Source organism: Pseudomonas cichorii, from assembly GCF_015471405.1.
GTDB lineage: Bacteria > Pseudomonadota > Gammaproteobacteria > Pseudomonadales > Pseudomonadaceae > Aquipseudomonas > Aquipseudomonas serbiensis.
The window spans coordinates 47,861-71,357 of sequence record NZ_BLVZ01000020.1 but is presented as its reverse complement, the minus strand read 5'-3'; the positions used below and the strand labels follow the sequence as shown (position 1 = coordinate 71,357).

15 protein-coding genes are annotated in these 23,497 nt (G+C 55.7%); 8 read left to right on the top strand and 7 right to left on the bottom strand.

The annotated features are described in order from the left end of the window. Positions 1-25: 25 nt before the first annotated feature. Positions 26-2,200: a putative bifunctional diguanylate cyclase/phosphodiesterase gene (locus JL015_RS25455; RefSeq protein WP_201020423.1), complete on the bottom strand. Its 2,175-nt coding sequence runs from the start codon at positions 2,198-2,200 to the stop codon at positions 26-28. Positions 2,201-2,307: 107 nt separating this feature from the next. Beyond that, positions 2,308-3,177 carry a LysR family transcriptional regulator gene (locus tag JL015_RS25450; RefSeq protein ID WP_201020422.1) on the bottom strand — a complete coding sequence of 290 codons (870 nt, stop codon included), beginning with the start codon at positions 3,175-3,177 and terminating at the stop codon, positions 2,308-2,310. 149 nt (positions 3,178-3,326) lie between these two features. Between JL015_RS25450 and leuC the strand changes: the two genes are divergently transcribed. From leuC to asd, 4 genes are all read left to right on the top strand, one after another. Then, positions 3,327-4,751 (top strand): 3-isopropylmalate dehydratase large subunit, encoded by a 1,425-nt coding sequence (gene leuC / locus JL015_RS25445; protein ID WP_095066918.1) that lies wholly within the window; start codon positions 3,327-3,329, stop codon positions 4,749-4,751. A gap of 10 nt (positions 4,752-4,761) precedes the next feature. After that, entirely contained in the window at positions 4,762-5,403 is a 642-nt protein-coding gene (gene leuD / locus JL015_RS25440) for a 3-isopropylmalate dehydratase small subunit (protein WP_095066919.1), read from the top strand. A gap of 111 nt (positions 5,404-5,514) precedes the next feature. Further along, complete coding sequence (gene leuB, locus JL015_RS25435) at positions 5,515-6,597, top strand: 3-isopropylmalate dehydrogenase (protein WP_095066920.1); 1,083 nt, start codon at positions 5,515-5,517, stop codon at positions 6,595-6,597. 75 nt (positions 6,598-6,672) lie between these two features. Next, entirely contained in the window at positions 6,673-7,785 is a 1,113-nt protein-coding gene (gene asd / locus JL015_RS25430; RefSeq protein ID WP_201002591.1) for an aspartate-semialdehyde dehydrogenase, read from the top strand. 58 nt (positions 7,786-7,843) lie between these two features. Here the strand turns inward: asd and JL015_RS25425 are convergent, their stop codons facing one another. Further along, a complete protein-coding gene (locus tag JL015_RS25425; RefSeq protein WP_201020421.1) occupies positions 7,844-9,010 on the bottom strand; it encodes an acyltransferase family protein in 1,167 nt (388 codons plus the stop codon). A 277-nt stretch (positions 9,011-9,287) separates the two neighbouring features. Here JL015_RS25425 and JL015_RS25420 point away from each other — a divergent pair, with 277 nt between their 5' ends. The 4 genes from JL015_RS25420 (at position 9,288) to JL015_RS25405 (ending at position 13,524) form a co-directional block, all read left to right on the top strand. After that, positions 9,288-10,292, top strand: coding sequence for a 2-dehydro-3-deoxygalactonokinase (locus JL015_RS25420; protein WP_201020420.1), 1,005 nt, complete (start codon positions 9,288-9,290; stop codon positions 10,290-10,292). 1 nt (position 10,293) lies between these two features. Next, positions 10,294-10,920 carry a 2-dehydro-3-deoxy-6-phosphogalactonate aldolase gene (locus JL015_RS25415; RefSeq protein WP_201020419.1) on the top strand — a complete coding sequence of 209 codons (627 nt, stop codon included), beginning with the start codon at positions 10,294-10,296 and terminating at the stop codon, positions 10,918-10,920. Between the two features lie 51 nt (positions 10,921-10,971). Continuing rightward, a complete protein-coding gene (gene dgoD, locus JL015_RS25410) occupies positions 10,972-12,120 on the top strand; it encodes a galactonate dehydratase (protein ID WP_198725817.1) in 1,149 nt (382 codons plus the stop codon). A 93-nt stretch (positions 12,121-12,213) separates the two neighbouring features. Further along, a complete protein-coding gene (locus JL015_RS25405) occupies positions 12,214-13,524 on the top strand; it encodes an MFS transporter (protein ID WP_201002584.1) in 1,311 nt (436 codons plus the stop codon). Between the two features lie 91 nt (positions 13,525-13,615). Here JL015_RS25405 and JL015_RS25400 read toward each other — a convergent pair whose 3' ends face one another. The 4 genes from JL015_RS25400 to JL015_RS25385 form a co-directional block, all read right to left on the bottom strand. Further along, positions 13,616-14,554, bottom strand: coding sequence for a diguanylate cyclase (locus JL015_RS25400; RefSeq protein ID WP_201020418.1), 939 nt, complete (start codon positions 14,552-14,554; stop codon positions 13,616-13,618). Beyond that, the gene (locus JL015_RS25395; protein ID WP_201020417.1) at positions 14,551-19,416 is read right to left on the bottom strand and encodes a PAS domain S-box protein; all 4,866 of its coding nucleotides are present in this window, start codon (positions 19,414-19,416) and stop codon (positions 14,551-14,553) included. Before JL015_RS25395 ends, JL015_RS25400 begins: the two co-directional genes overlap by 4 nt. Positions 19,417-19,637: 221 nt before the next feature. Then, positions 19,638-20,705, bottom strand: a complete 1,068-nt coding sequence (locus JL015_RS25390) for an HD domain-containing phosphohydrolase (protein WP_201020416.1) — start codon at positions 20,703-20,705, stop codon at positions 19,638-19,640. 44 nt (positions 20,706-20,749) lie between these two features. Beyond that, positions 20,750-23,275 carry an ATP-binding protein gene (locus tag JL015_RS25385; protein WP_201020415.1) on the bottom strand — a complete coding sequence of 842 codons (2,526 nt, stop codon included), beginning with the start codon at positions 23,273-23,275 and terminating at the stop codon, positions 20,750-20,752. Positions 23,276-23,497 lie beyond the last annotated feature (222 nt).

The following is a 23,497-nucleotide window of genomic DNA, read 5'->3' as shown; positions in this document are numbered from 1 at the left end:
CATCCCGCGGATGCCTTCCTTTTTTCTATTCCTGCTCCAGTAGGGAGTGCATGTTGTTTTCGGGCAATCCTCTTTCCAGTCGCAGCAAGGCTTCAAACTCCGCATGGGGCACGGGTTCGCTGAACAGGTAGCCCTGATAGGTGTGGCAATCCAGTTGTTCGAGAAACGCCAGTTGCTCGATGGTTTCCACCCCTTCGGCGATGACGTTCAGATTGAGGCTCTGGGCCATGGCCACGATGGCGCGAACGATCTCGGCATCGTTGGGGTCTGTGGCGGCCTCATGCACGAACGACTGGTCGATCTTCAGAACGTCTACCGGCAAGCGCTTGAGATATGTCAGGGACGAATAGCCGGTGCCGAAATCATCCATGGCAAAGCTGACGCCGATCTTTTTCAGGCGAAGCATCTTGGCGATGGTGTCGTCCAGGTTCTGGATGACAATGCCTTCGGTGATTTCCAGCTTGAGCATGGTGGGCGGCAGGCGATGGCGTTTCAGGCAGCTTTCCACTTGTTCGACAAAGTCGGTCTGGCGGAACTGGCGCGGGCTGATGTTCACGCCCAGCAGGAATTCGTTCAGCGGCAGCAGGCCTTGTTGCAACAACTTGCCTCCGACCTTGCAGGCCTCTTCCAGCGCCCAGCCACCGACTTCCAGAATCATCCCGCTTTCTTCGAGTATCTGGATGAACTGTGTAGGTGCCAGCAGACCGTAATCGGGATGCTGCCAGCGCAGCAAGGCTTCCGCGCCAATGATCTTGTCGCTCTGGGTGTTGACCTGGGCCTGGTAGTACAGGTGCAGTTCGTTGCGGGTCAGCGCCATGCGCAGGTCGTTCTCCATGCGCAGGCGCTGGCTGGCAGCTTTCTGCATGGAGCGGTGGAATAGCTGTGCGGCATTGCGGCCGGAGTCCTTGGCGCGATACAGCGCAATATCGGCACGCTTGAGGATATCGGCGGGGTTAGAGCCGTGATCGGGGATCAGGGCAATACCGATGCTCGGTGTCACTTGCAGCCGCTGCCGGTCGATGAACATGGGTTCTGCCAGCAGCTTGCGCAGGTTGTCGGCCAGTTCCTGCACTTGAGTGGCGACTTCATGCCGTGAACCTTCAAGGCCGCCAATCAGTACCACAAACTCATCGCCGCCCAGGCGTGCGACGGTATCTTCAAGGCGTACGCTGGCTTCAAGGCGGGCGGTCACGATGGTCAGTACGCAGTCGCCCATCGGGTGACCCAGCGAATCGTTGATGTGCTTGAAGTGGTCCAGGTCCAGAAACAGCAGGGCACCGCGCAGGTTGTCCTGCTTGAGCTGAGCGAGTTGCTGGCTGAGCCTTTCCATCAGCATGGCGCGGTTGGGCAGGTTGGTCAGCGGGTCGTGATAGGCAAGGTGCTGGACCTGGGCCTGGGCGTATTTCAACTGGCTGATGTCCCGTGCTGTCACCAGCAGGCAGGCGGTTGCATCCAGCGTGATGCACTCGGCCGATACATCGAGAACGAGAGGGGTGCCATTCTTGTGGCGCCCGTTCATTTCCATATGGTGGAGCTGTCCTTCCTTGCGCAGTTGATCAATCAGTTGCTGAAGCTGGTCCGGTTCTACCCAGAGTCCCGCTTCATAGGCTGTGCGCCCCAGTACTTCCTGGCTGGTGAAGCCGGTCAGGCGGCAGAAACCGTCATTGACCTCTATGTAGTGGCCCGACTCCAGCTCGGTGATGGTGATCGAGTCGGGGCTTGAGTGAAACGCCTTGGCGAATTTCTCTTCGCTGGCCAATAACGCCGAGCGGGCATGCTGCTGGGTGATGTCCAGCAGCGTGCCGGACAGCTTCAGCGGCGCGCCGTTTTCATCCCGATACAGACGGGCGCGGCCTTCCAGCAGGCGGGGTGCGCCATTTTTCAGTTGCAGCCGGTAAGTGATCTGGAAGTGGTCGCTCTGGCTGTCGAGCATGGCGTTGTACGCCTGGCGCATGCGGTTGCGCTCTTCGACAGGTACGTCAGTGAAAAAGATATGCAGGCTGTCGTGGAATGACAGTGCTGGCATCCCGTGCAACTGTGCTGCCTGCGCCGATGCATGCAGCATGTCGCTGGGAATGTCCCAGTCCCAGGTTCCCATCTGTGCAGCACCCAGAGCCATCTCCAGGCGGTCGCGCAGTTCCTTTAACGTTTGTTGCGCACTGATGTGCGTCAGGGAGGAGCTATCTGCTGGGATGGACATGTGATCACGAGCCTTTAATGAATAAAGCCAGTAAAACGATCGAGTTACATTACGTAACCCATATATCAGGGTTACGGTGTTCTGTCTTGGAAATAAACGGCCGGCTGTCAGGCCTGGGCATCCAGGAGCGCCATGAACGTCTTGGCGGCATTCGAGAGCGTGCGCTCGGTGTGCAGGATGTAGCCTAGCTGGCGATTGAGTTGCACGCCTGGCAACGGAATGCGCGCCACCTGTTCATCGAGCATGGTGCGCGGCAGAACGCTCCAGGCCAGACCGATGGAAACCATCATTTTGATGGTTTCCATATAGTTGGTGCTCATGGCGATGTTCGGCTTGAGGCCCTGGGCTTCACAGAGGCCGCTGACGATGTGATGGGTAAAGGTGTTGCTGCCGGGAAAGACGGCCGGGTAGCGCACGATGTCCTCAAGCTTCATCGGGCCGCTGTTGGTCAGCGGGTGTTCCGGGGCTGCGACGAAATCCAGAGGATCATCCCAGACCGGCACGGCGCGTACCAGCGAGTGAGGATGAGGCGCGAGGGTAATGACCGCCAGTTCTGCGCGGCCATGGAGAATTTCTTCGTAGGCCACTTCCGAATCCAGGAACTGAATGTCCAGTGCCACTTCGGGGTAGGCGCGAGTGAACTCCCTTAATAAAGGCGGCAAACGGTGCAGGCCGATGTGATGACTGGTAGCCAGGGTCAGACGGCCGGTGACTTCGCCAGTGAGGTTGGTCAGTGCCCTGCGGGTGTCATCCAGGACATTGAGAATCTGATAGGCGCGAGGCAGAAGGGCGCGGCCAGCCTCGGTCAGGCTGACTTCCCGGCCCAGGCGATCGAAGAGGCGCACATTCAATTGTTGTTCCAGACCGGCAATGCGTTTGCTGATGGCTGGCTGGGTCAGATGCAGTTGTTCGCCTGCTCCCGAGAAGCTGCCGGTTTCGGCAATGGCGATAAAGGCGTTGAGGTTGGCGAGATCCATGGTCGGATTCCAGTTGGTTATCCAAAGCATAAAAAATATGAATTTGAGTTATTTAAGCATATTCCATAGCATTGTCCGCACAAGCCAAGGGGTCATCGATGTCCGATTGCCCAAGGCATAGAAAGAAAGCTGATGAGGAAGTACGTCCGATGGCCGGCAAAACGCTCTACGACAAGCTCTGGGATTCGCATTTGGTCAAACAGCGCGACGATGGTTCGGCGCTGATCTACATTGACCGCCATATCATCCATGAAGTGACCTCGCCACAAGCCTTCGAAGGCTTGCGTCTGGCCGGGCGCAAACCATGGCGCATCGACTCCATCATTGCGACCCCGGACCACAACGTTCCGACCACATCGGAGCGCAAGGGCGGTATCGGTGCCATCGAAGACGAAGTCTCGCGTCTGCAGGTCCAGACCCTGGACGACAACTGCGACGAATACGGCATCACCGAATTCAAGATGAACGACCCGCGTCAGGGCATCGTTCACGTGGTTGGCCCGGAGCAGGGCGCTACCTTGCCGGGCATGAGTGTCGTTTGCGGCGACTCGCACACGTCGACCCACGGTGCATTCGGTGCGCTGGCCCACGGCATCGGCACTTCCGAGGTCGAGCACGTGCTCGCGACCCAGTGCCTGGTCGCCAAGAAAATGAAAAACATGCTGGTATCGGTCGAAGGCCAGTTGCCGTTTGGCGTCACAGCCAAGGACATCGTGCTTGCGGTCATCGGCAAGATCGGTACGGCAGGCGGCAACGGTTACGCCATCGAGTTCGCTGGCAGCGCGATTCGTGACCTGTCCATCGAAGGCCGCATGACCATCTGCAACATGTCCATCGAAGCGGGCGCTCGCGTCGGCATGGTGGCCACCGACGAGAAAACCGTCGAATACGTCAAGGGTCGTCCGTTCTCGCCCAAGGGCGCAGAGTGGGACCTGGCTGTCGAGGCCTGGAAGGACCTGGTTTCCGATCCTGATGCGGTGTTCGACACTGTGGTCGAGCTGGACGCTGCGCAGATCAAGCCGCAGGTCAGTTGGGGTACTTCGCCTGAAATGGTGCTGGCCGTCGATCAGAACGTGCCCGATCCTGCCCAGGAAGCGGATCTGGTCAAGCGTGGCTCCATCGAGCGTGCCTTGAAATACATGGGCCTGAAAGCCAACCAGCCGATCACCGATATTCAGCTGGATCGCGTGTTCATCGGCTCCTGCACCAACTCGCGGATCGAAGACCTGCGCGCCGCGGCGGATGTCGCCAAGGGCCGCAAGGTGGCTGCGACTGTCAAGCAGGCCATCGTGGTTCCGGGTTCGGGCCTGATCAAGGAGCAGGCCGAGAAGGAAGGTCTGGACAAGATCTTCATCGAAGCCGGTTTTGAATGGCGTGAGCCGGGCTGCTCGATGTGTCTGGCCATGAACCCGGACCGTTTGGGTTCCGGCGAGCATTGCGCTTCCACCTCGAACCGTAACTTCGAGGGACGCCAGGGTGCCGGTGGTCGTACTCACCTGGTCAGCCCGGCGATGGCGGCAGCGGCAGCGGTCAACGGTCGTTTCATCGATGTCCGTGACTTGATCCAGCACTAAGGAGCCCAGCATGAAAGCGTTTACCCAGCACAACGGCCTTGTCGCTCCTCTGGATCGTGCCAACGTCGACACCGACCAGATCATCCCCAAGCAGTTTCTCAAGTCGATCAAACGCACGGGTTTTGGCCCGAACCTGTTCGATGAGTGGCGTTACCTGGATGTGGGTCAGCCTTATCAGGACAACTCCAAGCGTCCGCTGAACACCGATTTCGTGCTCAACCATGCCCGTTATCAAGGCGCCAGCGTGCTGTTGGCCCGCGAGAACTTCGGCTGCGGCTCCAGCCGTGAGCACGCGCCATGGGCGCTGGAAGAATACGGTTTCTGCGCAATCATCGCGCCGAGCTATGCCGACATCTTCTTCAACAACAGCTTCAAGAACGGCCTGCTGCCGATCATTCTGGCTGAAGACGAAGTCGATCAGTTGTTCCAGCAGGTTGAAGCCAATGAAGGCTACCAGTTGAGCATTGATCTGCAGGCGCAGACCGTGACCCGTCCTGACGGCAAGGTCCTGAGCTTCGAGATCGACGCCTTCCGCAAACACTGCCTGCTCAACGGTCTGGACGATATCGGCCTGACCCTGGTGGACAGCGATGCCATCGCGGCCTTTGAGAGCAAGCACCGCGCCAGCCAGCCTTGGTTGTTTCGTGGCTGATCTTTGATCGCGAATGAATTCGCTCCCACACACCCGTAGGAGCGAATTCATTCGCGAAAAGCGACATGTCAGGTGCCGCCCAAGGCACCGATGCACAAAATTGAGGATGTTATGAGCAAGCAGATTCTGATTCTCCCAGGCGATGGTATTGGTCCGGAAATCATGACCGAAGCGGTCAAGGTGCTGGAAGTGGCCAATGAGAAGTATCAACTGGGCTTCGAGCTGACCCACGACGTGATCGGCGGTGCCGCCATCGACAAGCATGGCGTGCCTCTGGCTGACGAAACCCTGGACCGTGCCCGTGCTGCCGATGCGGTGTTGCTGGGTGCCGTGGGTGGTCCGAAGTGGGACACGATCGAGCGTGACATTCGTCCTGAGCGCGGTCTGCTGAAGATCCGTTCGCAACTGGGCCTGTTCGGCAACCTGCGTCCGGCGATTCTGTACCCGCAACTGGCCGATGCTTCCAGCCTGAAACCGGAAATCGTTGCTGGCCTGGACATCCTCATCGTCCGTGAGCTGACCGGCGGTATCTACTTCGGCGCGCCACGTGGCACCCGCGAACTGGAAAACGGCGAGCGTCAGTCCTACGACACACTGCCTTACAGCGAAAGCGAGATTCGCCGTATTGCGCGTGTCGGTTTCGACATGGCCATGGTTCGTGGCAAGAAGCTGTGCTCGGTGGACAAGGCCAACGTACTGGCTTCCAGCCAATTGTGGCGTGAAGTGGTCGAGCAGGTCGCCAAGGACTATCCTGAAGTCGAACTGAGCCACATGTACGTCGACAACGCCGCCATGCAACTGGTACGCGCGCCCAAGCAGTTCGACGTGATAGTGACCGACAACATGTTCGGCGATATTCTCTCCGACGAAGCTTCGATGCTGACCGGTTCCATCGGCATGCTGCCGTCGGCCTCGCTGGATGCCCACAACAAGGGCATGTACGAGCCTTGCCACGGTTCGGCGCCGGATATCGCCGGTCAAGGCATTGCCAACCCGTTGGCGACCATCCTGTCGGTATCGATGATGTTGCGTTACAGCTTCAACCTGACCGCTGCCGCTGATGCCATTGAACAGGCTGTCAGTCTGGTTCTGGATCAGGGTTTGCGTACCGGCGACATCTGGTCGGCCGGTAACGTCAAGGTCGGCACGCAGGAAATGGGCGACGCAGTAGTCGCCGCGCTGCGGAATCTGTAATCTCTCTGGCCCGCTGCTCGCTGTGCATGGCACATGTGCGGCAGCGGTCCCACTTTTATTCAAGGTGTAGTTGCGATGAAACGTGTAGGTCTGATCGGTTGGCGTGGCATGGTTGGTTCCGTGCTCATGCAGCGGATGCGGGAAGAGCAGGACTTCGATCTCATTGAACCGGTGTTCTTCACTACCTCCAATGTCGGTGGCCAGGCTCCGTCGGTAGGCAAGGATGTTGCGCCGCTGAAGGATGCTTACAGCATCGACGAACTGAAAACCCTCGACGTGGTTCTGACCTGTCAGGGCGGCGACTACACCAATGAGGTGTTCCCGAAGCTGCGCGAAGCCGGTTGGCAGGGCTACTGGATCGACGCGGCCTCCAGCCTGCGCATGCAGGATGATGCCGTGATCGTGCTGGATCCGGTGAACCGCAAGGTCATCGACCAGCAACTGGACGCGGGCACCAAGAACTACATCGGCGGCAACTGCACCGTCAGCCTGATGCTGATGGGCCTGGGCGGCCTCTTCGAGGCCGGTCTGGTCGAGTGGATGAACGCCATGACTTATCAGGCGGCCTCCGGTGCCGGCGCGCAGAACATGCGTGAACTGATCAAGCAGATGGGTACTGTCCATTCGTCGGTTGCCGATGACCTGGCCAACCCGGCCAGCGCCATCCTCGACATCGACCGCAAGGTTGCTGAAGCCATGCGCAGCGAAGCCTTCCCGACCGAGAACTTCGGTGTGCCACTGGCTGGCAGCCTGATTCCCTGGATCGACAAGGAACTGCCGAACGGCCAGAGCCGTGAAGAATGGAAAGGCCAGGCCGAGACCAACAAGATTCTGGGTCGCTTCAAGAGCCCGATTCCGGTCGACGGCATCTGCGTTCGTATCGGCGCCATGCGCTGCCACAGCCAGGCACTGACCATCAAGCTGAACAAGGATGTACCGATTGCGGACATCGAAGGTTTGATCAGCCAGCACAACCCGTGGGTCAAGCTGGTCCCGAACCATCGCGAAGCCAGCATCCAGGAACTGAGCCCGACTGCTGTAACCGGCACCATGAGCGTTCCGGTGGGTCGTCTGCGCAAGCTGAACATGGGTTCGCAATACCTGGGCGCCTTTACCGTAGGCGACCAGCTGCTGTGGGGCGCGGCCGAGCCGTTGCGTCGCATGCTGCGGATTCTGCTGGAGCGTTGATTCGCTGAAGCCGTACAAAAGAACGCCCCTTGTCCGGGGCGTTTTTTATGGCTGCGATTCAGGGGGCCGTTTCCTGGTGTTGTGCTCGGGCGTCGGCAGTACCCGTGACCTTGCGACCCCATGCCTTGCCCAGTTCAATGCCTGGTAGCTCGATATAGCGGTACGTCAGCATCGACAGCAGCAATACCATCCCCAGGCTGATCGCAATGATCAGATTGTCGAGCGCCATGCTTTGTGTGTGGATGTAGCGCAGAGCAACGCCCGGGATTTCACTCGGAATGTCGATCAACAGTTCCTGTCCGGTGATCTTGCCGTACAGCATCAGGCCCGTCGTCACGGAGAAGAGCACGATGGTGTGAGTCATGTAGATCGAAAAGGACAGGGTGCCAGCCCATTTGAATGGCCGGGTACACAGCCCTCGCGAAATCCCGCCAGCCTCAAAGGCAAATAGACCGATCACCCAGCAGAACAGCAGGCTCAGGGAAATGTTCTGCGAGGGGCCGCTGTAGGTGATTGCCATGTACACCGCAACCAGACTCAGTGCCTCCAGCAAGGTCGCCCAGCCTTTGTGGAACTCAAAGCCTTTGAATCTTGCATACAACCGATAAGTCATTACTCCGCTGAAGAAGCACGCCAGGCCTGTCAGTGCTCCTTCGTTGAAGAAGGTGTCTTTGAAGTACAGCGCGACGAAAGCCAGAACAGCGATGGCCGCGAATATCTGCCGCGACATCCCTGGTATCCCGACGGCAATCAGGGCGAAGAGCAGGTACAGATAGAACTCGACGCTGATGCTCCATGACGGGAAGTTGAACGACAGCTGATTGAAGCCAGGCCACCAGGATTGCAGCAGCAACAGATTGGGCAGGATTTCTTCGGCAGCTCTGGGGCCGGTAAAGCTGCCCGCGGCAAAAAGGATGCCCTGTTGTTCGGCGGCCAGCTTCAGGAACTCGAACAGCAGAGCCGCTAGCAGGGTCGCCAGATGCAGCGGGTACAGGCGGCAGATGCGTGCAATCACAAATCGTTTGAGCTGTGCGGTGCTGCCCAGTCGGTCGGCGTAGATGTGATAGAGCACAAAGCCGCTGAGCACGAAGAAAAAATTCACCAGGTAATTGGCGTGCTGGAAAAACGGCAGCTCAGTGACGCTTTGCGTTGCATGAAAGTGATGCAGGACCACCGCAAGGGCACAAAGCCCGCGAAAGCTGTCGAGCACAAGAAATCGCTTCATGGCTTGGGTTCCTTGAAGGGCGTTTGAGGCTGCAAACAGCGCAGGAGGGCAGTGCTGAGGGATGGGGCGTCGATATGTCGGGCACGTTACCACTGCGGCAAGGCTGCCGAGGGAAAGGGTATTTAGAGAGACGTTACCAACGTTAGCGCATTACGACGCAAGGCAGGGTTTAAATTAATCCCTATATATGGGATTGAAAATTACATATTGAGATTTATCGTTCGATGGGCTTATAGTCCGCCTCGCACTCACTTTTAAAAAAACAACAGGTGAAGCGATGGCGGCGCAATTGATCGCGCTCGATTGGGGGACAACCTCACTTCGTGCTTATCGACTTGGCGAACACGGCCAGGTCCTGGAACAACGCTCCTTGAGCGCAGGCATCATGCAATTGCCGGATACTCCCCGGCTGATCGCAGGTGCCATGTGCAGCGATGGTTTTGAACTGGCCTTTGATCAGGCCTGTGGCGACTGGCTCGATGCGCAACCGGATCTGCCGGTGATTGCCTGCGGCATGGTGGGCAGTGCCCAGGGCTGGCGCGAGGCGGTGTACCGGGAAACTCCGGCCAGCGTCGGTGAACTGAGCGCAGCCTTGCAGACCGTGCGCAGCCTGCGCGGCGTCGATATCCATATCATCTCCGGTGTATTGCAGCGCTCGACCCTGCCCAATGTGATGCGTGGTGAAGAAACCCAGGTGCTTGGCGTACTTGCCTCGCTTGATGAGGAGTCGACCCGTCGATCGCTGTTGATCGGTCTTCCCGGCAGCCACTCCAAATGGGTGCGTGTGGTTGAAGGCTGCATCGTCCATTTCGATACCTTCATGACCGGCGAGGTATACGCCGCCTTGTGCGGGCACACCATTCTCGGCCGTACCATGCGGCCCGGCGAAACCTTCGATACCAATGCGTTCGACTGCGGGCTGTCCATTGCCCTGTCGCCAGAGGGCGCGTCCGGTCTGCTCTCGACCATTTTCAGTTCCCGGACCCTGGGCCTGACCGGCCAGCTTGATGCCAGCGCCCAGCCTGACTATCTGTCCGGCCTATTGATCGGGCATGAGCTGGATGCCCTGACCAGAATCCAGCAAAGAAGCCTGAAGCAACTGCCTGCCGTGATCCTGATCGGCAGCGAGTCGCTTTGCGCACGCTACACACGCGGCCTTACGGCTTGCGGTTTCGATCAGGTGACCACAGCCGCGCAAGCGACCGAACGGGGCCTGTGGCAAGTGGCCGTTCAGGCCGGCCTGATCGCGTCCGGGCCTTCAACAGATCCCTACGAGGTGTGAAATGCTCAAGCAAGCCCTGAAGGAAAACGGACTGGTCGCGATTCTGCGCGGCCTGCGTCCCGAAGAAGCTCCAGCCATTGGCGAGGTCTTGTATCAGGCCGGTTTCCGGGTGATCGAGGTGCCGCTCAACTCGCCGCAGCCTTATGACAGCATCACTCTGTTGCGCCAGTACTTGCCTGCCGATTGTCTGGTCGGTGCCGGAACCGTGCTGACACCGGAGCAGGTCGATCAGGTCAAGGAGGCGGGCGGTCAGGTCATTGTCATGCCACATAGCGACCCGAAGGTCTTGCATGCGGCCAAGGCTGCCGGATTGTTCCTGTCGCCAGGCGTCGCCACGCCGACCGAAGCCTTTGCGGCTCTGGCCGAAGGCGCCGATGTGCTCAAGCTGTTTCCGGCCGAGCAAATGTCGCCTGCGGTGGTGAAGGCCTGGCTGGCGGTGCTGCCTGCGGGCACGGTGCTGCTGCCGGTGGGTGGCATTACGCCGGAGAACATGAAGGTCTTCCTCGATGCCGGCGTAAAAGGCTTTGGCCTGGGCTCCGGGCTGTTCAAGCCGGGCATGAGCGCGGCGGATGTGGAGCTGCGCGCCAAGGCTTACGTCAGCGCCTGGCATGAACTGACTTCCAACTGACCGGCGCGCCGAGCGCTTCTTCCCCTACCTAATAAGAGAGAAATTGCACACATGAAAATCACCAAGCTCACGACCTTTATCGTTCCGCCACGCTGGTGCTTTCTGAAAGTCGAAACCGATGACGGTGTTGTCGGCTGGGGCGAGCCGGTTGTCGAAGGCCGTGCCCATACCGTCGCTGCGGCAGTGGAGGAGCTTTCCGATTACCTGATCGGCAAGGACCCGCGCAACATCGAGGATATCTGGACGGTGCTGTATCGCGGCGGTTTCTACCGTGGCGGCGCTGTACACATGAGCGCGCTGGCCGGTATCGATCAGGCGTTATGGGACATCAAGGGCAAGGCATTGGGCGTTTCGGTCAGTGATCTGCTGGGTGGTCAGGTGCGGGACAAGATCCGCGTCTATTCATGGATCGGCGGCGACCGGCCAGCCGATACCGCACGTGCTGCCAAAGAGGCCGTAGGGCGAGGCTTCACTGCCGTGAAAATGAACGGCACCGAAGAGCTGCAATTTCTCGACACCTTCGACAAGGTCGATCTGGCACTGGCCAACGTTGCGGCGGTGCGTGATGCGGTCGGGCCGAATGTCGGCATTGGCGTGGACTTCCATGGCCGGGTTCACAAACCCATGGCCAAGGTGCTGATGAAAGAGCTGGACCCCTTCAAGCTGATGTTCATCGAAGAGCCGGTCCTCAGCGAGAACTACGAAGCGCTCAAGGAGCTGGCGCCACTGACCAGCACGCCTATCGCTCTGGGTGAGCGGCTGTTCTCGCGCTGGGACTTCAAGCGGGTCTTGAGCGAAGGCTACGTCGATATCATCCAGCCGGATGCCTCTCATGCAGGCGGTATCACCGAAACCCGCAAGATCGCCAATATGGCCGAAGCCTACGACGTCGCGCTGGCGCTGCATTGCCCGCTTGGGCCGATTGCGCTGGCGGCCTGCCTGCAACTGGATGCGGTTTGTTACAACGCCTTCATTCAGGAGCAGAGCCTGGGTATTCACTACAACGAAAGCAATGACCTGCTGGATTATGTGAAGCACCCCGAAGTGTTCGATTACGACAAGGGTATGGTGAAGATCCCCAACGGTCCGGGCCTGGGCATCGAGATCAATGAAGAGTACGTCAAGGAGCGTGCTGCCATCGGTCATCGCTGGCGCAACCCGATCTGGCGCCATGCCGACGGCAGCTTTGCCGAGTGGTGATGGAGATCTGAATGATCGTGCAGCCCTTGTGCGCTGCACGGTCAGGCATTGCAGAACGCAGTCCTCACATAAATCCAACAAGGGGCAATCTTCATGCAAACCCGCACTCTCGAAGGGGCGGCGTCTTTAGTCACGCCTACTCGCAAGCGTTTCTTCATCATGGTGCTGCTGTTCATTACGGTGGTGATCAACTATCTGGATCGCAGCAACCTGTCCATTGCGGCGCCGGCCTTGACCAGCGAACTGGGCATCGATCCGGTTCATGTCGGCCTGATTTTCTCGGCTTTCGGCTGGACCTATGCGGCCATGCAGCTTCCAGGCGGCTGGCTGGTGGATCGTGTTCCGCCGCGCATTCTCTACACCGCCGCGCTGCTGCTGTGGTCGATTGCTACCGTCATGCTGGGCTTTGCGGCGAGTTTCATTGCGCTGTTCGTGCTGCGCATGGCCGTGGGTGCGCTTGAAGCGCCTGCCTATCCGATCAACAGCCGCGTGGTCACCACCTGGTTTCCCGAGCGTGAGCGGGCGACGGCCATCGGTTTCTACACCTCGGGGCAGTTTGTCGGCCTGGCGTTCCTGACCCCGGTACTGGCCTGGCTGCAAGCTCATTACGGCTGGCATATGGTGTTTGTCGTCACCGGTGGCGTCGGCATACTCTGGGCCGTGATCTGGTATGCGGTGTATCGTGAACCGCGTGATTTCAAAGGCATCAACAAGGAAGAAATCGACCTGATCCGCGAAGGTGGCGGGCTGGTGGATATTCAGGTCGATACCGAAAAGCAGAAGCGTGGCTTCAGTTGGAAGGACCTGGGTGTAGTGCTGAGCCAGCGCAAGCTGTGGGGCATTTATCTGGGGCAGTTCTGCCTTAATTCGACTCTCTGGTTTTTCCTGACCTGGTTCCCGACCTATCTGGTCAAGTACCGCGGCATGGACTTCATCAAGTCCGGGCTACTGGCGTCGCTGCCGTTTCTGGCAGCCTTTGTCGGCGTGCTCTGCTCGGGGTTCTTCTCTGACTGGCTGATCCGTCGCGGCCACAGTATTGGTCTGGCCCGCAAGCTGCCGATCATTGCCGGTCTGCTGATCTCGACATCGATCATCGGTGCCAACTATGTGGAATCCACGCCCCTGGTGATCGCGTTTCTGGCGTTGGCGTTCTTTGGCAATGGTCTGGCATCGATTACCTGGTCACTGGTCTCGACCCTGGCGCCGGCCCGTCTGCTGGGGCTGACCGGCGGCACCTTCAACTTCATCGGTAACCTGGCGGCCATTGCCACACCTATCGTGATCGGCTTCCTGGCGTCGGGCGACTCCTTTGCGCCTGCAATTACCTATATCGCCATACTGGCGCTGATTGGCGCGCTGTCCTACATCCTGCTGGTGGGCAAGGTGGAGCGTATCGAGTTGTGATCACTGGCATGCAGAAGAGCTGGCGATGATAATGCTGCCAGCTTTTCATAGGCCCGCTCTGGCCCTTGAGCGTGAAACTAAAACCCGGTGTTCACCCCCCAGCAGCGACCACCTGATGACGACCAGACTTCTTGGCCATATAGAGCTGACTGTCTGTTTCTCGTAAAAAGGCATCCGGTGTTGTTGCGGGGGTCGCAATAGTGCTGGCAACTCCAAGGGAAATGGTGACTTTCTGCCCGATATCGGAGCTCAGGTGTTCCATCCCGAGGGCATCAACAGCGTCTTTCATGGATTCGGCTACCCTGGCCGCTCCTGAAATATCGGTATGGGGCAAGATGCAAACGAACTCTTCTCCCCCATAACGTGCCAGTAGATCAAAAGGGCGTCGGATCAGTTCTGACAAGGAGTGGGCAATGGACTTCAAACAGTGGTCTCCTGCCTGATGGCCGTACCGGTCATTGTAGAGCTTGAAGTAGTCGACATCGATCATTATCAGGGAAAGGGGAGTGCTGTTGCGTTCACTCTGACGCCAGCATTGCTCGAACATGTCATCAAACTTTCTCCTGTTGGAAACGCCTGTCAATCCATCGGTGAATGCACTGCGCCTGAGAAGATCGCTTTGCAGTTTTAACGTGAGGTGAGTAATGACGCGGGCTCTGACGATCGTTGGGTTGATGGGTTTGGTTATAAAGTCCACAGCCCCTAATTCAAAGCCTTGTACTTCATCGAGTTCATCTCGCTTGGCGGTGACGAAAATGATGGGGATGTGTTGTGTCAGTGGCGATTCTTTCAGTTGACGACATACTTCATGTCCGTCTGTCCCCTCCATGACGACATCCAGCAGTACCAGATCCGGAAGTTGAGTGGCAGACAACGTCAACGCTTGCTGGCCGTCGGTCGCCATGATGATGTCGCAGGACTCTCGAAATATTTCCCTGAGAATTAAAATGTTGCTTGCCTGATCATCGACAATAAGAATCTTGGGTCTGGCAATGATCCCGGGTTCCCACACGTCATGGATGAAATTCATTCTTCCGGTTTCCGGCTGTAGTCATCGATAATTTTTAGTGCTGAGCGAAAGTCCAACTCGTTTATTCGTTGGATGAGCAGTTGAAGCTGAGACTTTTCAATAAAGGGAATCCCTTGGGTAAGCGTATCGATCTGCTCAAGGACGTCGAGGTTTCCAGCACCAAGCAATCCTCTGAGTGTTTTCAGTCTGCTTTCCCAGCCCTCGGTGTTTGACGCTGTACCAACAAGAGCAGGGGGGCTTTCTGTTTCGTGGAACATGGACTGTAGAGCCTGCTCGTTGTCGTGAAGCACTTTGCGAAATGTTGGGATGTCGAGATGAGAAATCGTATGGGCTGCCTCGTTGCGTGCGCTGGATCTCAACAACTTTTCCGATTCGGCGGCCAGTTCGGAGAGTGATTTTGCTCCCATCGTTGATGCGCTGCCTTTAAGGGTATGCAGAAGGTTAAGGGCCGCGGTGAGATCGTGATCGAGTAGTGCTTTTTCCAAGGCTGTTAATTGAATTTCCGTATTGGGCAGGAAGCTACACAGAACCTGCCTGATAAGAGAAGTGTTGTTGCCGAATCGCGCCAGAATAGAGTCTCTCTCCTCCACGACGGGGCCGGATAACCGAGGTGTTCCTGATTCGACCCGAAGAGGAGGGTCAACGTTTGAAATATGGCTCAGCAGGCATGAAATCAGGCGTTCGTTGTCTATGGGCTTCGCAATATGGTCGTTCATGCCGGCTCTCAAACATGCCACTTGATCATCCTGGGTGACATTGGCAGTCATCGCCAGAATCGGGAGCGTGGCGAATCTCTTGTCATCGCGGATTCGGCGGGTTGCTTCCAGCCCATCGATATCGGGCATTTGCATATCCATCAATACGGCATGAAAAGGATGTCTGGACTCCAGCACTGCTTGAACGCCCTGCAGCCCACCTGTAGCCATTGCGACGACGGCACCTTCGGCTGCCAGCAATTCGGAGGCGATCTGTCGATTTAAAAAGTTATCTTCCACGACCAGTACGCGGACACCTTCCAGCCTCTTGTTCTTTTTCTCTATGGCGCTGACAGGGGCAGAGGGTTTTTCGAGTGCTCTCGTTATCGCGTTGCTCAACTGGAAAGGGGTCACGGGTTTTGCCAGAACATCCGAAAAAACAGAAGTAAGGTTGTTCTGTTCCCTGGCCAATACTTCGCTGCCAAAGGCCGTAATCATTATGATTCCGGGCTCATCTGTCATGCCTTGAATGATTCTGGCGGCTTCCAATCCATCAAGTTCTGGCATTTGCCAGTCCATCAACACGACATCGTAATGCCGGTTTTTAAAACCGGCTTCGCGAACTCGCTCCACAGCCTTGAGTCCGCTGTTGACACACTCTGCTCGCCATCCAAGCGCTGTAATCATTTGTGTCAGAGAAACGGCGGACTCTTGATTGTCGTCCACGATCAGGATGTTCAAGACTCTTTTGAATGTGCCGCACAGGTCAATCAGGGAGCTATCACTGTCAATGGCCAAGTCAATCTCGAACCAGAAACAACTTCCTTTTCCCAGTGTGCTGCTTACCTGCAATTCCCCACCCATTAACTGGACGAGGCGTCTCGAAATGACCAGTCCAAGCCCTGTACCGCCGAACCGGCGAGAAATGGAGGCCTCTGCTTGAGTAAAGCCATCAAAGATAATGCGTTGCTGTGCTTCGCTTATACCGATTCCAGTATCTTTGACCGAGATTCGCAAACGAATGCTTTCAGGTTTTCGGAGCACCTCTCTGATGCCGATGGTGATCTGGCCCTGAGGCGTGAACTTCAACGCATTGCCTGCGAGATTGATGAGAATTTGTTGTAGCCTCATCCGGTCTCCGATCAAGATGCCTGGAATGTTGTAATCCAGGTCATACATGATCTCGACATTCTTGCCGTCCTGATTGCCGGACAACACGGTCGAGAGCTCTTGCAATAGAGAGTCCACTGTAAACGCATGGATATCCAGAATCAGCTTTCCGCTCTCTATCTTGGAGTAATCCAGGATATCGTTAAGCAGGCCTAATAATGACGTTGCCGCTGAATGAGCCTTGGTGATGTAGTCCTGCTGTCGCCTGTTGAGATCGGTCTGTTTGACCAGATGTAACATCCCCAGCACGGCATTCATGGGGGTGCGGATTTCATGGCTCATGTTGGCCAGGAACGATGACTTGGCAGCGCTTGCAGCGTCTGCCAGATCCTTGGCTTCTCGCAGTGAGGTTTGAAGCTTTCTTTCTTCGGTTATATCAAGGTTAATACCGGTTATTCGTGTTGCCGCTCCTGTTGCATCGTAATGAACGCGCGCCGCTGCCTGGATGAAACGAATTTCTCCATTGGGCAGAAGTGCACGAAATATCGGGTCGTAGACACCGATACCCAGTATGGCGTTATTGAGTTTAAGTTCGGTTTCTTCGATATCGTCGGGATGGACGCGGGCTCTCCAATGCTCATATTTCAGCCCGCCATTTTGCAGTTCAATGGGGAGCGCATAGAGCTTGTACATCTGATCGTTGAATTCAAGGTGTGCCTTGATCAGGTCCCAGTTCCAGATGCCCAGATTGGCGACTTCTGCAGCCAATGTCGTATGGTCGTGAGCCGCAAGGATTTCGTCGCGTTGTCGCCGTTGCTCGGTAAGGTCCGCTACGATTGCCACAAACATGGGGTCTTCAGAGGTGCCCATTATGCCCAGGCTCATTTGAGCCGGGTATGAACTGCCCTCTTTTCTTAATACTCCAACCTCCAGGCCAGAACTATAGTTTTCGACACATTGCCGGGTGAGGAAGTCACTGACAGGGGTATCGCCCTGATCCGTAAATAGTCTGGGCATCAGTTCCCTGATGTTGATACTTTCCAGTTCATCGCCGTTGTACCCAAATGCACGTTCTGCAGCAGGGTTGTAGGTCTTTAAAATACCTTCACCATCCAGGGTTATTACTGGATTTACAGCCGTAGCCAGAATGGCACGAGTCGTTGCCAAGCTGCTGGCCAACTCCTTCTCGAAGGTTTTGCGTGAGGTGATATCTGTTGCGATACCGAGATAGCCGACAATACTGCCGTCAAGATGACGGACCACCGTGACGGACAGTGATACGTTTATATGAGAGGTGTCCTTGCGAACATAAGTCCATTCGCGAGTCTCCGATCCCTCCTGTTCTGCAATCTCTACAAAGGTTCTAATCCCTTCAATAGGTTTATGGAAATACGCGGACAGTTCAGATTGCCTCTCTATTACTTCTGATTCCAGGTGGAAGAGGCTCGGTGTATAGTGGTCAATCACTTCATCTGCACTGTAACCCAGCATATTCTGGGCACCGCGATTGAAGATCTTCACAATGCCTTGCATGTCGGTGACGACAACTGATATTTCCGAGGCTGATTCAAGTATGCTGCCCAACAGCACATTGAGCTTTTCAAGCTCGACTGTTCGTTCTGATACCTGGCGCTCCAGATCGGCATTCAGATCCTGAATTCTGGCTTCGGCAGCTTTTTGTTCGGAAATGTTTCGTACGGTTTTGGAGGCCCCGGATACTGAACCGTCGGAAGCAAAGATGGGCGATACGCTAAGTGAAACATCAATGAGATGACCGTCTTTATGCTGTCGCACGGTGTGGTGATTGGTAAAACGATCGCCATCCAGTATTCGGGATAATATTTCTGTTTCTTCTTGGGCCAGAGCGTCTGGCGTGACCAGCTCTCGTATGGTTTGTCCTATCGCTTCCTCAGAGGAATACCCGAACATCACTTCCGCGCCGTGATTCCAGCTTGTAATTACCCCTTGAAGATCCTTGCCGATAATTGCATCGGCCGAGCTTTCAACGATGGCGCTTATCCGTGCCTGCTGATTGGAATACTGTCTGCGTCTTATGGCGGCCGTTTCCATCATGCTGGCTAACAATGCCAGCAAGGCGCTGATCAACAGCCCACTCATCATGACCGAACGTGGTGAAGTCAGGTTCAGACTGCTGGCAAAGGCAGGGTGAGCAGCGGTAGTCAGTTTCCAGATGCGCCCATATAGCTGGATTGTTTTTTCGGTCTTGATCTCGTCGGGTGTTTCATGGTGCAGCTTGTCTGTCGTGTAAAAAGACGATGAGTCATTGCCCTCGGTGATATCGCTGAGTGTAATGGCCAGTCTTTGTGGATCGATATTTATCCCGGCCAACACCTCTGATATCACGAGCGGAGCGTAACTCCAACCGATGCAACTGTTTTCGCGGTTTTTTTCATCCTCTGGAGTTTTGCTGTCTTTGTAGATGGGAAGAAGTATCAGAAAGGATTGCTGCGGTTTTCCCGACTCCTGGACCAATGTAATAGGGCCGCTCAGGGTTGTTTTCCCGGTTTTCATTGCGCTCCGGGCTGCCTGACGGCGAGTGTCTTGCGATGCTATATCCAGTCCTATCGCGGATAAGTTTCGATCGACGGGTTCTATGTACTGAATGACGTATCGCTCGCCTGTGTTGGGCGAGAGCTCTCGTATATTGAAGTCTTTTTTTCCGTCTGCCCGGGCACGGGCCAGAAAGAGTGCTTCTTCTTCGGTCGCCACACGGCGAATGAATCCAAATCCCCGAGCGCCGGGAAACTCTTTGCTGATATCGCGGGTCTGGCTGTAGCGATAAAACAGGTCACGGTTTATGTTTTCACCGGCAGTAAGGATTACGCCTCGTACACCGCGAAGTCCGTATTGATAGAGATCGACTCTTTCTACTGTTGCTTGCGCGAGGCTTTCTGCTTCGTTGGTCAAGCGTGAGAGGACATATTTCCTGTTCTGTATGTCCACCAGCCAGGCACTCAGCAGAGACACTATGATGCCGACCGCAAGTGTGAGGTAGAGGGAAGGGCGTAGCTGGGGAATACTCAGGTTCTTGACCACTGGGCCTGTCCACTCGCGAATGACCAGTCATGCGACTCTGCGGTAATGGACGCTTTCAGCTTTCCATTTTTGTCTTCAGCATAGTTCGCATTTTTTATCTTGCAGTCTGTCCTTTCATATATCGGAAGGAGAAAAAATCGATTTGTGCAATGACTGACACTCTATAGCTGTTTGCAACGGGGCTTTCATTTCGTGCTGCCATGTGGCGTCCCGAACGGTTTTCACTGTTCGGGAGTTGACAGGTCTTGCAGCCTGAGTCTCTCGACCTTATCGAGCAATCCGCAGAATATGTCTGTCAGCAGTGGATCGAAATGCAGACCGGATTGTTCTTTTATGTAGGCAGTGGTTGCCTCCAGTGTCCAGGGCTGTTTGTAAGGGCGTGGCATGCGCAATGCATCAAATACGTCGCACAGGGCAACGATTCTTGCGCTCAGTGGAATGTCTTCTCCTTTCAAACCGGATGGATAACCACTCCCATCCCATTTTTCGTGATGCCCTAACGCAATTTCTGCAGCCATGTCTGTCAGGTCCGAACCGTTGGCGTCATAAAGAATTTCATAACCGATGCGAGCGTGGGTCTGTATGTGTTGGCGTTCTTCAGTCGTGAGTGCGCCCGGCTTTTGCAGAATGCTATCGGCAATGCCTATCTTGCCAACATCATGCATCGGTGCTGCCTGTTCGATCAGTTCGCACCAGGCACTGGGCATGCCGATGGCTCTGGCCAGCAAGGCCGCTGATGCACCAATGCGAAGGATATGGCTTCCTGTGTCGTCATCGCGGTAGCTGGCTGCACGGCTCAGGCTTTTCAGCATGGCACGGTAGCTTTCCTGAAGTTGGGCTGTGCGTTGTTCAACCTTTTGTTCGAGTTCTCGCTTGGCGTTCTGTAGAAGACGACCACTTTGTGAGAGCTCCAGGCAACTGCGTACCCTGAGTAGCACTTCTGGCAGGTCGATTGGTTTTGAAATGAAATCGTTGGCCCCTTTTTCAAGACCTATACGGCGACTTTGAGGATCGTTCAGTGCCGTGACAATAATGATCGAAGAGGCCGTTCTGTCTCTGGTGTTCAGATGGTCAAGAATCTCGAAACCATCCGGTGCTGGCATATCGATATCCAGAAGGAGCAAGTCCCAGTCATTGGCCTGACACCACTGCAGCCCCTCAAGGGAGTTGGAGAATGTCTCGAATCGGTGCATGCCGAAAGCACGGAGGCAGGATTCCAGCAGCCGCAGATTGGTGGCCACATCGTCGATGATGACAATCACGGCATCGTTTCTTATCCTGGAAAACATTACGTCACTCCTATGGATAGCCTCAAAGATGTGTGTGCAGGCTGTTATTTGAATTCATGCGTATCCGGTTTGGCGATGACGCCATCCTGAAAGAGCGGCAAACTTATCCAGAAGTGACTACCCACTCCTGGTTCACTGGTGACTCCCATTTCTCCATTCATCAACTCTGCCAGTTCTCGACACAGCGCTAACCCGATTCCAGTGCCTTTAATGGCTGAGTTTTCCTTGCCCAGACGCTGGAAGGGTTTGAACAGTTGTTTCTGCAGTTCATGCTCGATGCCCGGGCCGCTGTCACTCACGAAAAGACTTGCCATCTGGCAGGCTTTATCAATATCTACTCCAATCACGATTGAGCCTCCCTTGCGGTTGTATTTGATGGCGTTGGAAAGCAGGTTGATCAATACCTGCTTGAGGCGTCGGTTGTCTGCCAGCACAAGGCAAGACTGAGCGGGAAGGCGCAGTTCAACCTTGATACCTTGGGTGATGGTCTGGGTACGAATCATGTTCAGGCAGTCTTGTGCCAATACAGCTGCATCGACCGGTCTGAGCGATAGATGAGGGGCTTCGGCCTGTAAGCTAGACCAGTCCAGAAGGTCGTCTAACAGTTGGCTTAAATGTTCACTGGCACTGATGATTTCATTCATGTCGGCGAGATCATCGGCATTTTTCGTGTCTGTAGAGGCCAGTTTCATTCTGCGAAGCTGAGCGAAGCCGAGGATGGCATTCAACGGTGTCTTGAGTTCATGACTCATGCCGGATATGAAGCGCGATTTTGCCTGACTGGCGGCCTGAGCCTCTATGGTCTTCTCCCGCAGGGATTGCTCAACCTGTTTGAGTGCTTCTATGTCGACGCAGGTGCCTGCTACGGGAGGTATGGATATATGCAGGCCCGAGAGGGTCCGGCCGCGGCAAAGCAGCCAGACCATTTCATCCTGTCTGGTCGACAGGCGAAATTCGACTTCGACGACATGGTCTTCGTTGTTCTGGGTTGCGCTGAGGAACTGGCAGAATCTTTTACGATCCTCTTCAGGCATTCGCGCCAACAAGTGTTCGGAGTCAACAGGATGGACGGGGAGGTTGAAGCGCTCACACAGCGCGCCTTTGAAGCTGAAAAGGTTTGTCGATGGCTGATATTCCCAGAGGCCTTCGGTAGCGCTTTCAATGACCAGTTCCAAGCGTTGTTGAGCTGCTCCCCGGCGGGCTTCGGCATGAGCCAGTTGGCTACCCATAGCCAGTGCCTGTTCCGAAATGGCTGCCAGTTCCTTTATTCTGGTGCGGCCGGGGGGTGGGCTCCATTTACCTTTGCCGATTTCCTCCAGCATGTTTGAAATCCCGATTATGGCCGTACTGAGTTGATTGCTCAGTTCTCGGGAGCGGAACCACAAGAACGCGAAAAATAATGAGTAAAAGACTATCAGGCCGGCGACCATCAGGTAGCCGATATCCTGATAATGCCTGGCCAACTGTTGTGTCTCCTGCATGATCACACTTTCGTCGACCACGGCCAGTAAATGCCACCCTGCTGGCAGGATATCGCTCCAGCTCACCAGATGAGGATGGTCGTTCAACTGAATTGGCAGCAACCCTTTGGCTTGCTTACGCAGTGCATCGACCAATGGTTCCAGGTTTGAGTGCGTGGTCAGGTTGAAGCCGTCTGGCTGGAAGTGATCGTGCTTCATCCTTTTATAGTCAATGATGCTTTTCATCTGCGACAGACTGAAATCACGTTCTGCTGCCGTTGGTAGCGCCATGATGTTCAGTTTATTGCTTACCAATACCAGATAACCCGCCGACGGCACATGTAGCCTGGCGATTCGCTGCAGAATCGTGTCGACCGTGATGTCAATTCCCACCACGCCTTCGAGGGTATCGTCTTTGTAAACCGGCGTTATGACAGACATCATCCAGCCATGGCCTGCCGGATCCAGATAAACATCGGTCCAGACAGTCTGTCGTGCGGGATTGTGGGCGGCATCGGCCAGGTAATAAAAGTTGTACCGGGTCGAGTCCATATTGTGAGGGTATTGCGACAGCGTATTGAACCAAGGGTAAATGTGGTTATAGCCATCGGAGCTGTTGAAGTACAGGCTTACAATCGAAGGGTTTCCGGTTTTAAGGGTTTTCATCATGAAGTCGACATGCCTGAGACGATAGACCTTGTCGAGATCCTGTTGATCCAGAGGTGTGATACTTGAATAGAAGGAGGCTGCGCCGCCGTCATCGGTAGCGCTGTAGCGTGCGCCGTCGGGGCTGATGGTGAGTTCGGCTGGGTGATAGGGCAAGTCTTCTGCCAGTTCTGTCTCTATCGTTCTGGCAAGCAGGGTGGCCATGCTGCTGAGCTGCACTAGCTGGCCTTCGATGATTTCAGCGCTCTGCATGACGGATGCCTGAAGCTCGCGAGCGGCACTGTGATGCAAATACTCTCTCTGAGAATCCCTGATGGATTGATTACTCAGGAAGTACGCGGCCAGCAACGCGACCTCGACCACAATCAGCGGTATGAGAGAGGTACTCAGGAATGCTCTCCAGATCCAGCTACGCAAAGTCAGTGAAGATGGGGCCCGAATCATCGAGTAGTCCTCTCTAACGTCGTGATTGCCGAATTAGTGATGTTGCAGTGATATCAACTGTGGCACCAATCACCTAAAAGTCCAATCTATTGGCAGGTTTCAACGTGGGATATGCCGATCAGGACACGAGGAGTCTTTGTCCTGTCTGCGCTTGTGAGCGTGTGTCGAATGGTGATCACTGGCATGCAGAGGAACTGGCGACGATAATGCCGCCAGCTTTCC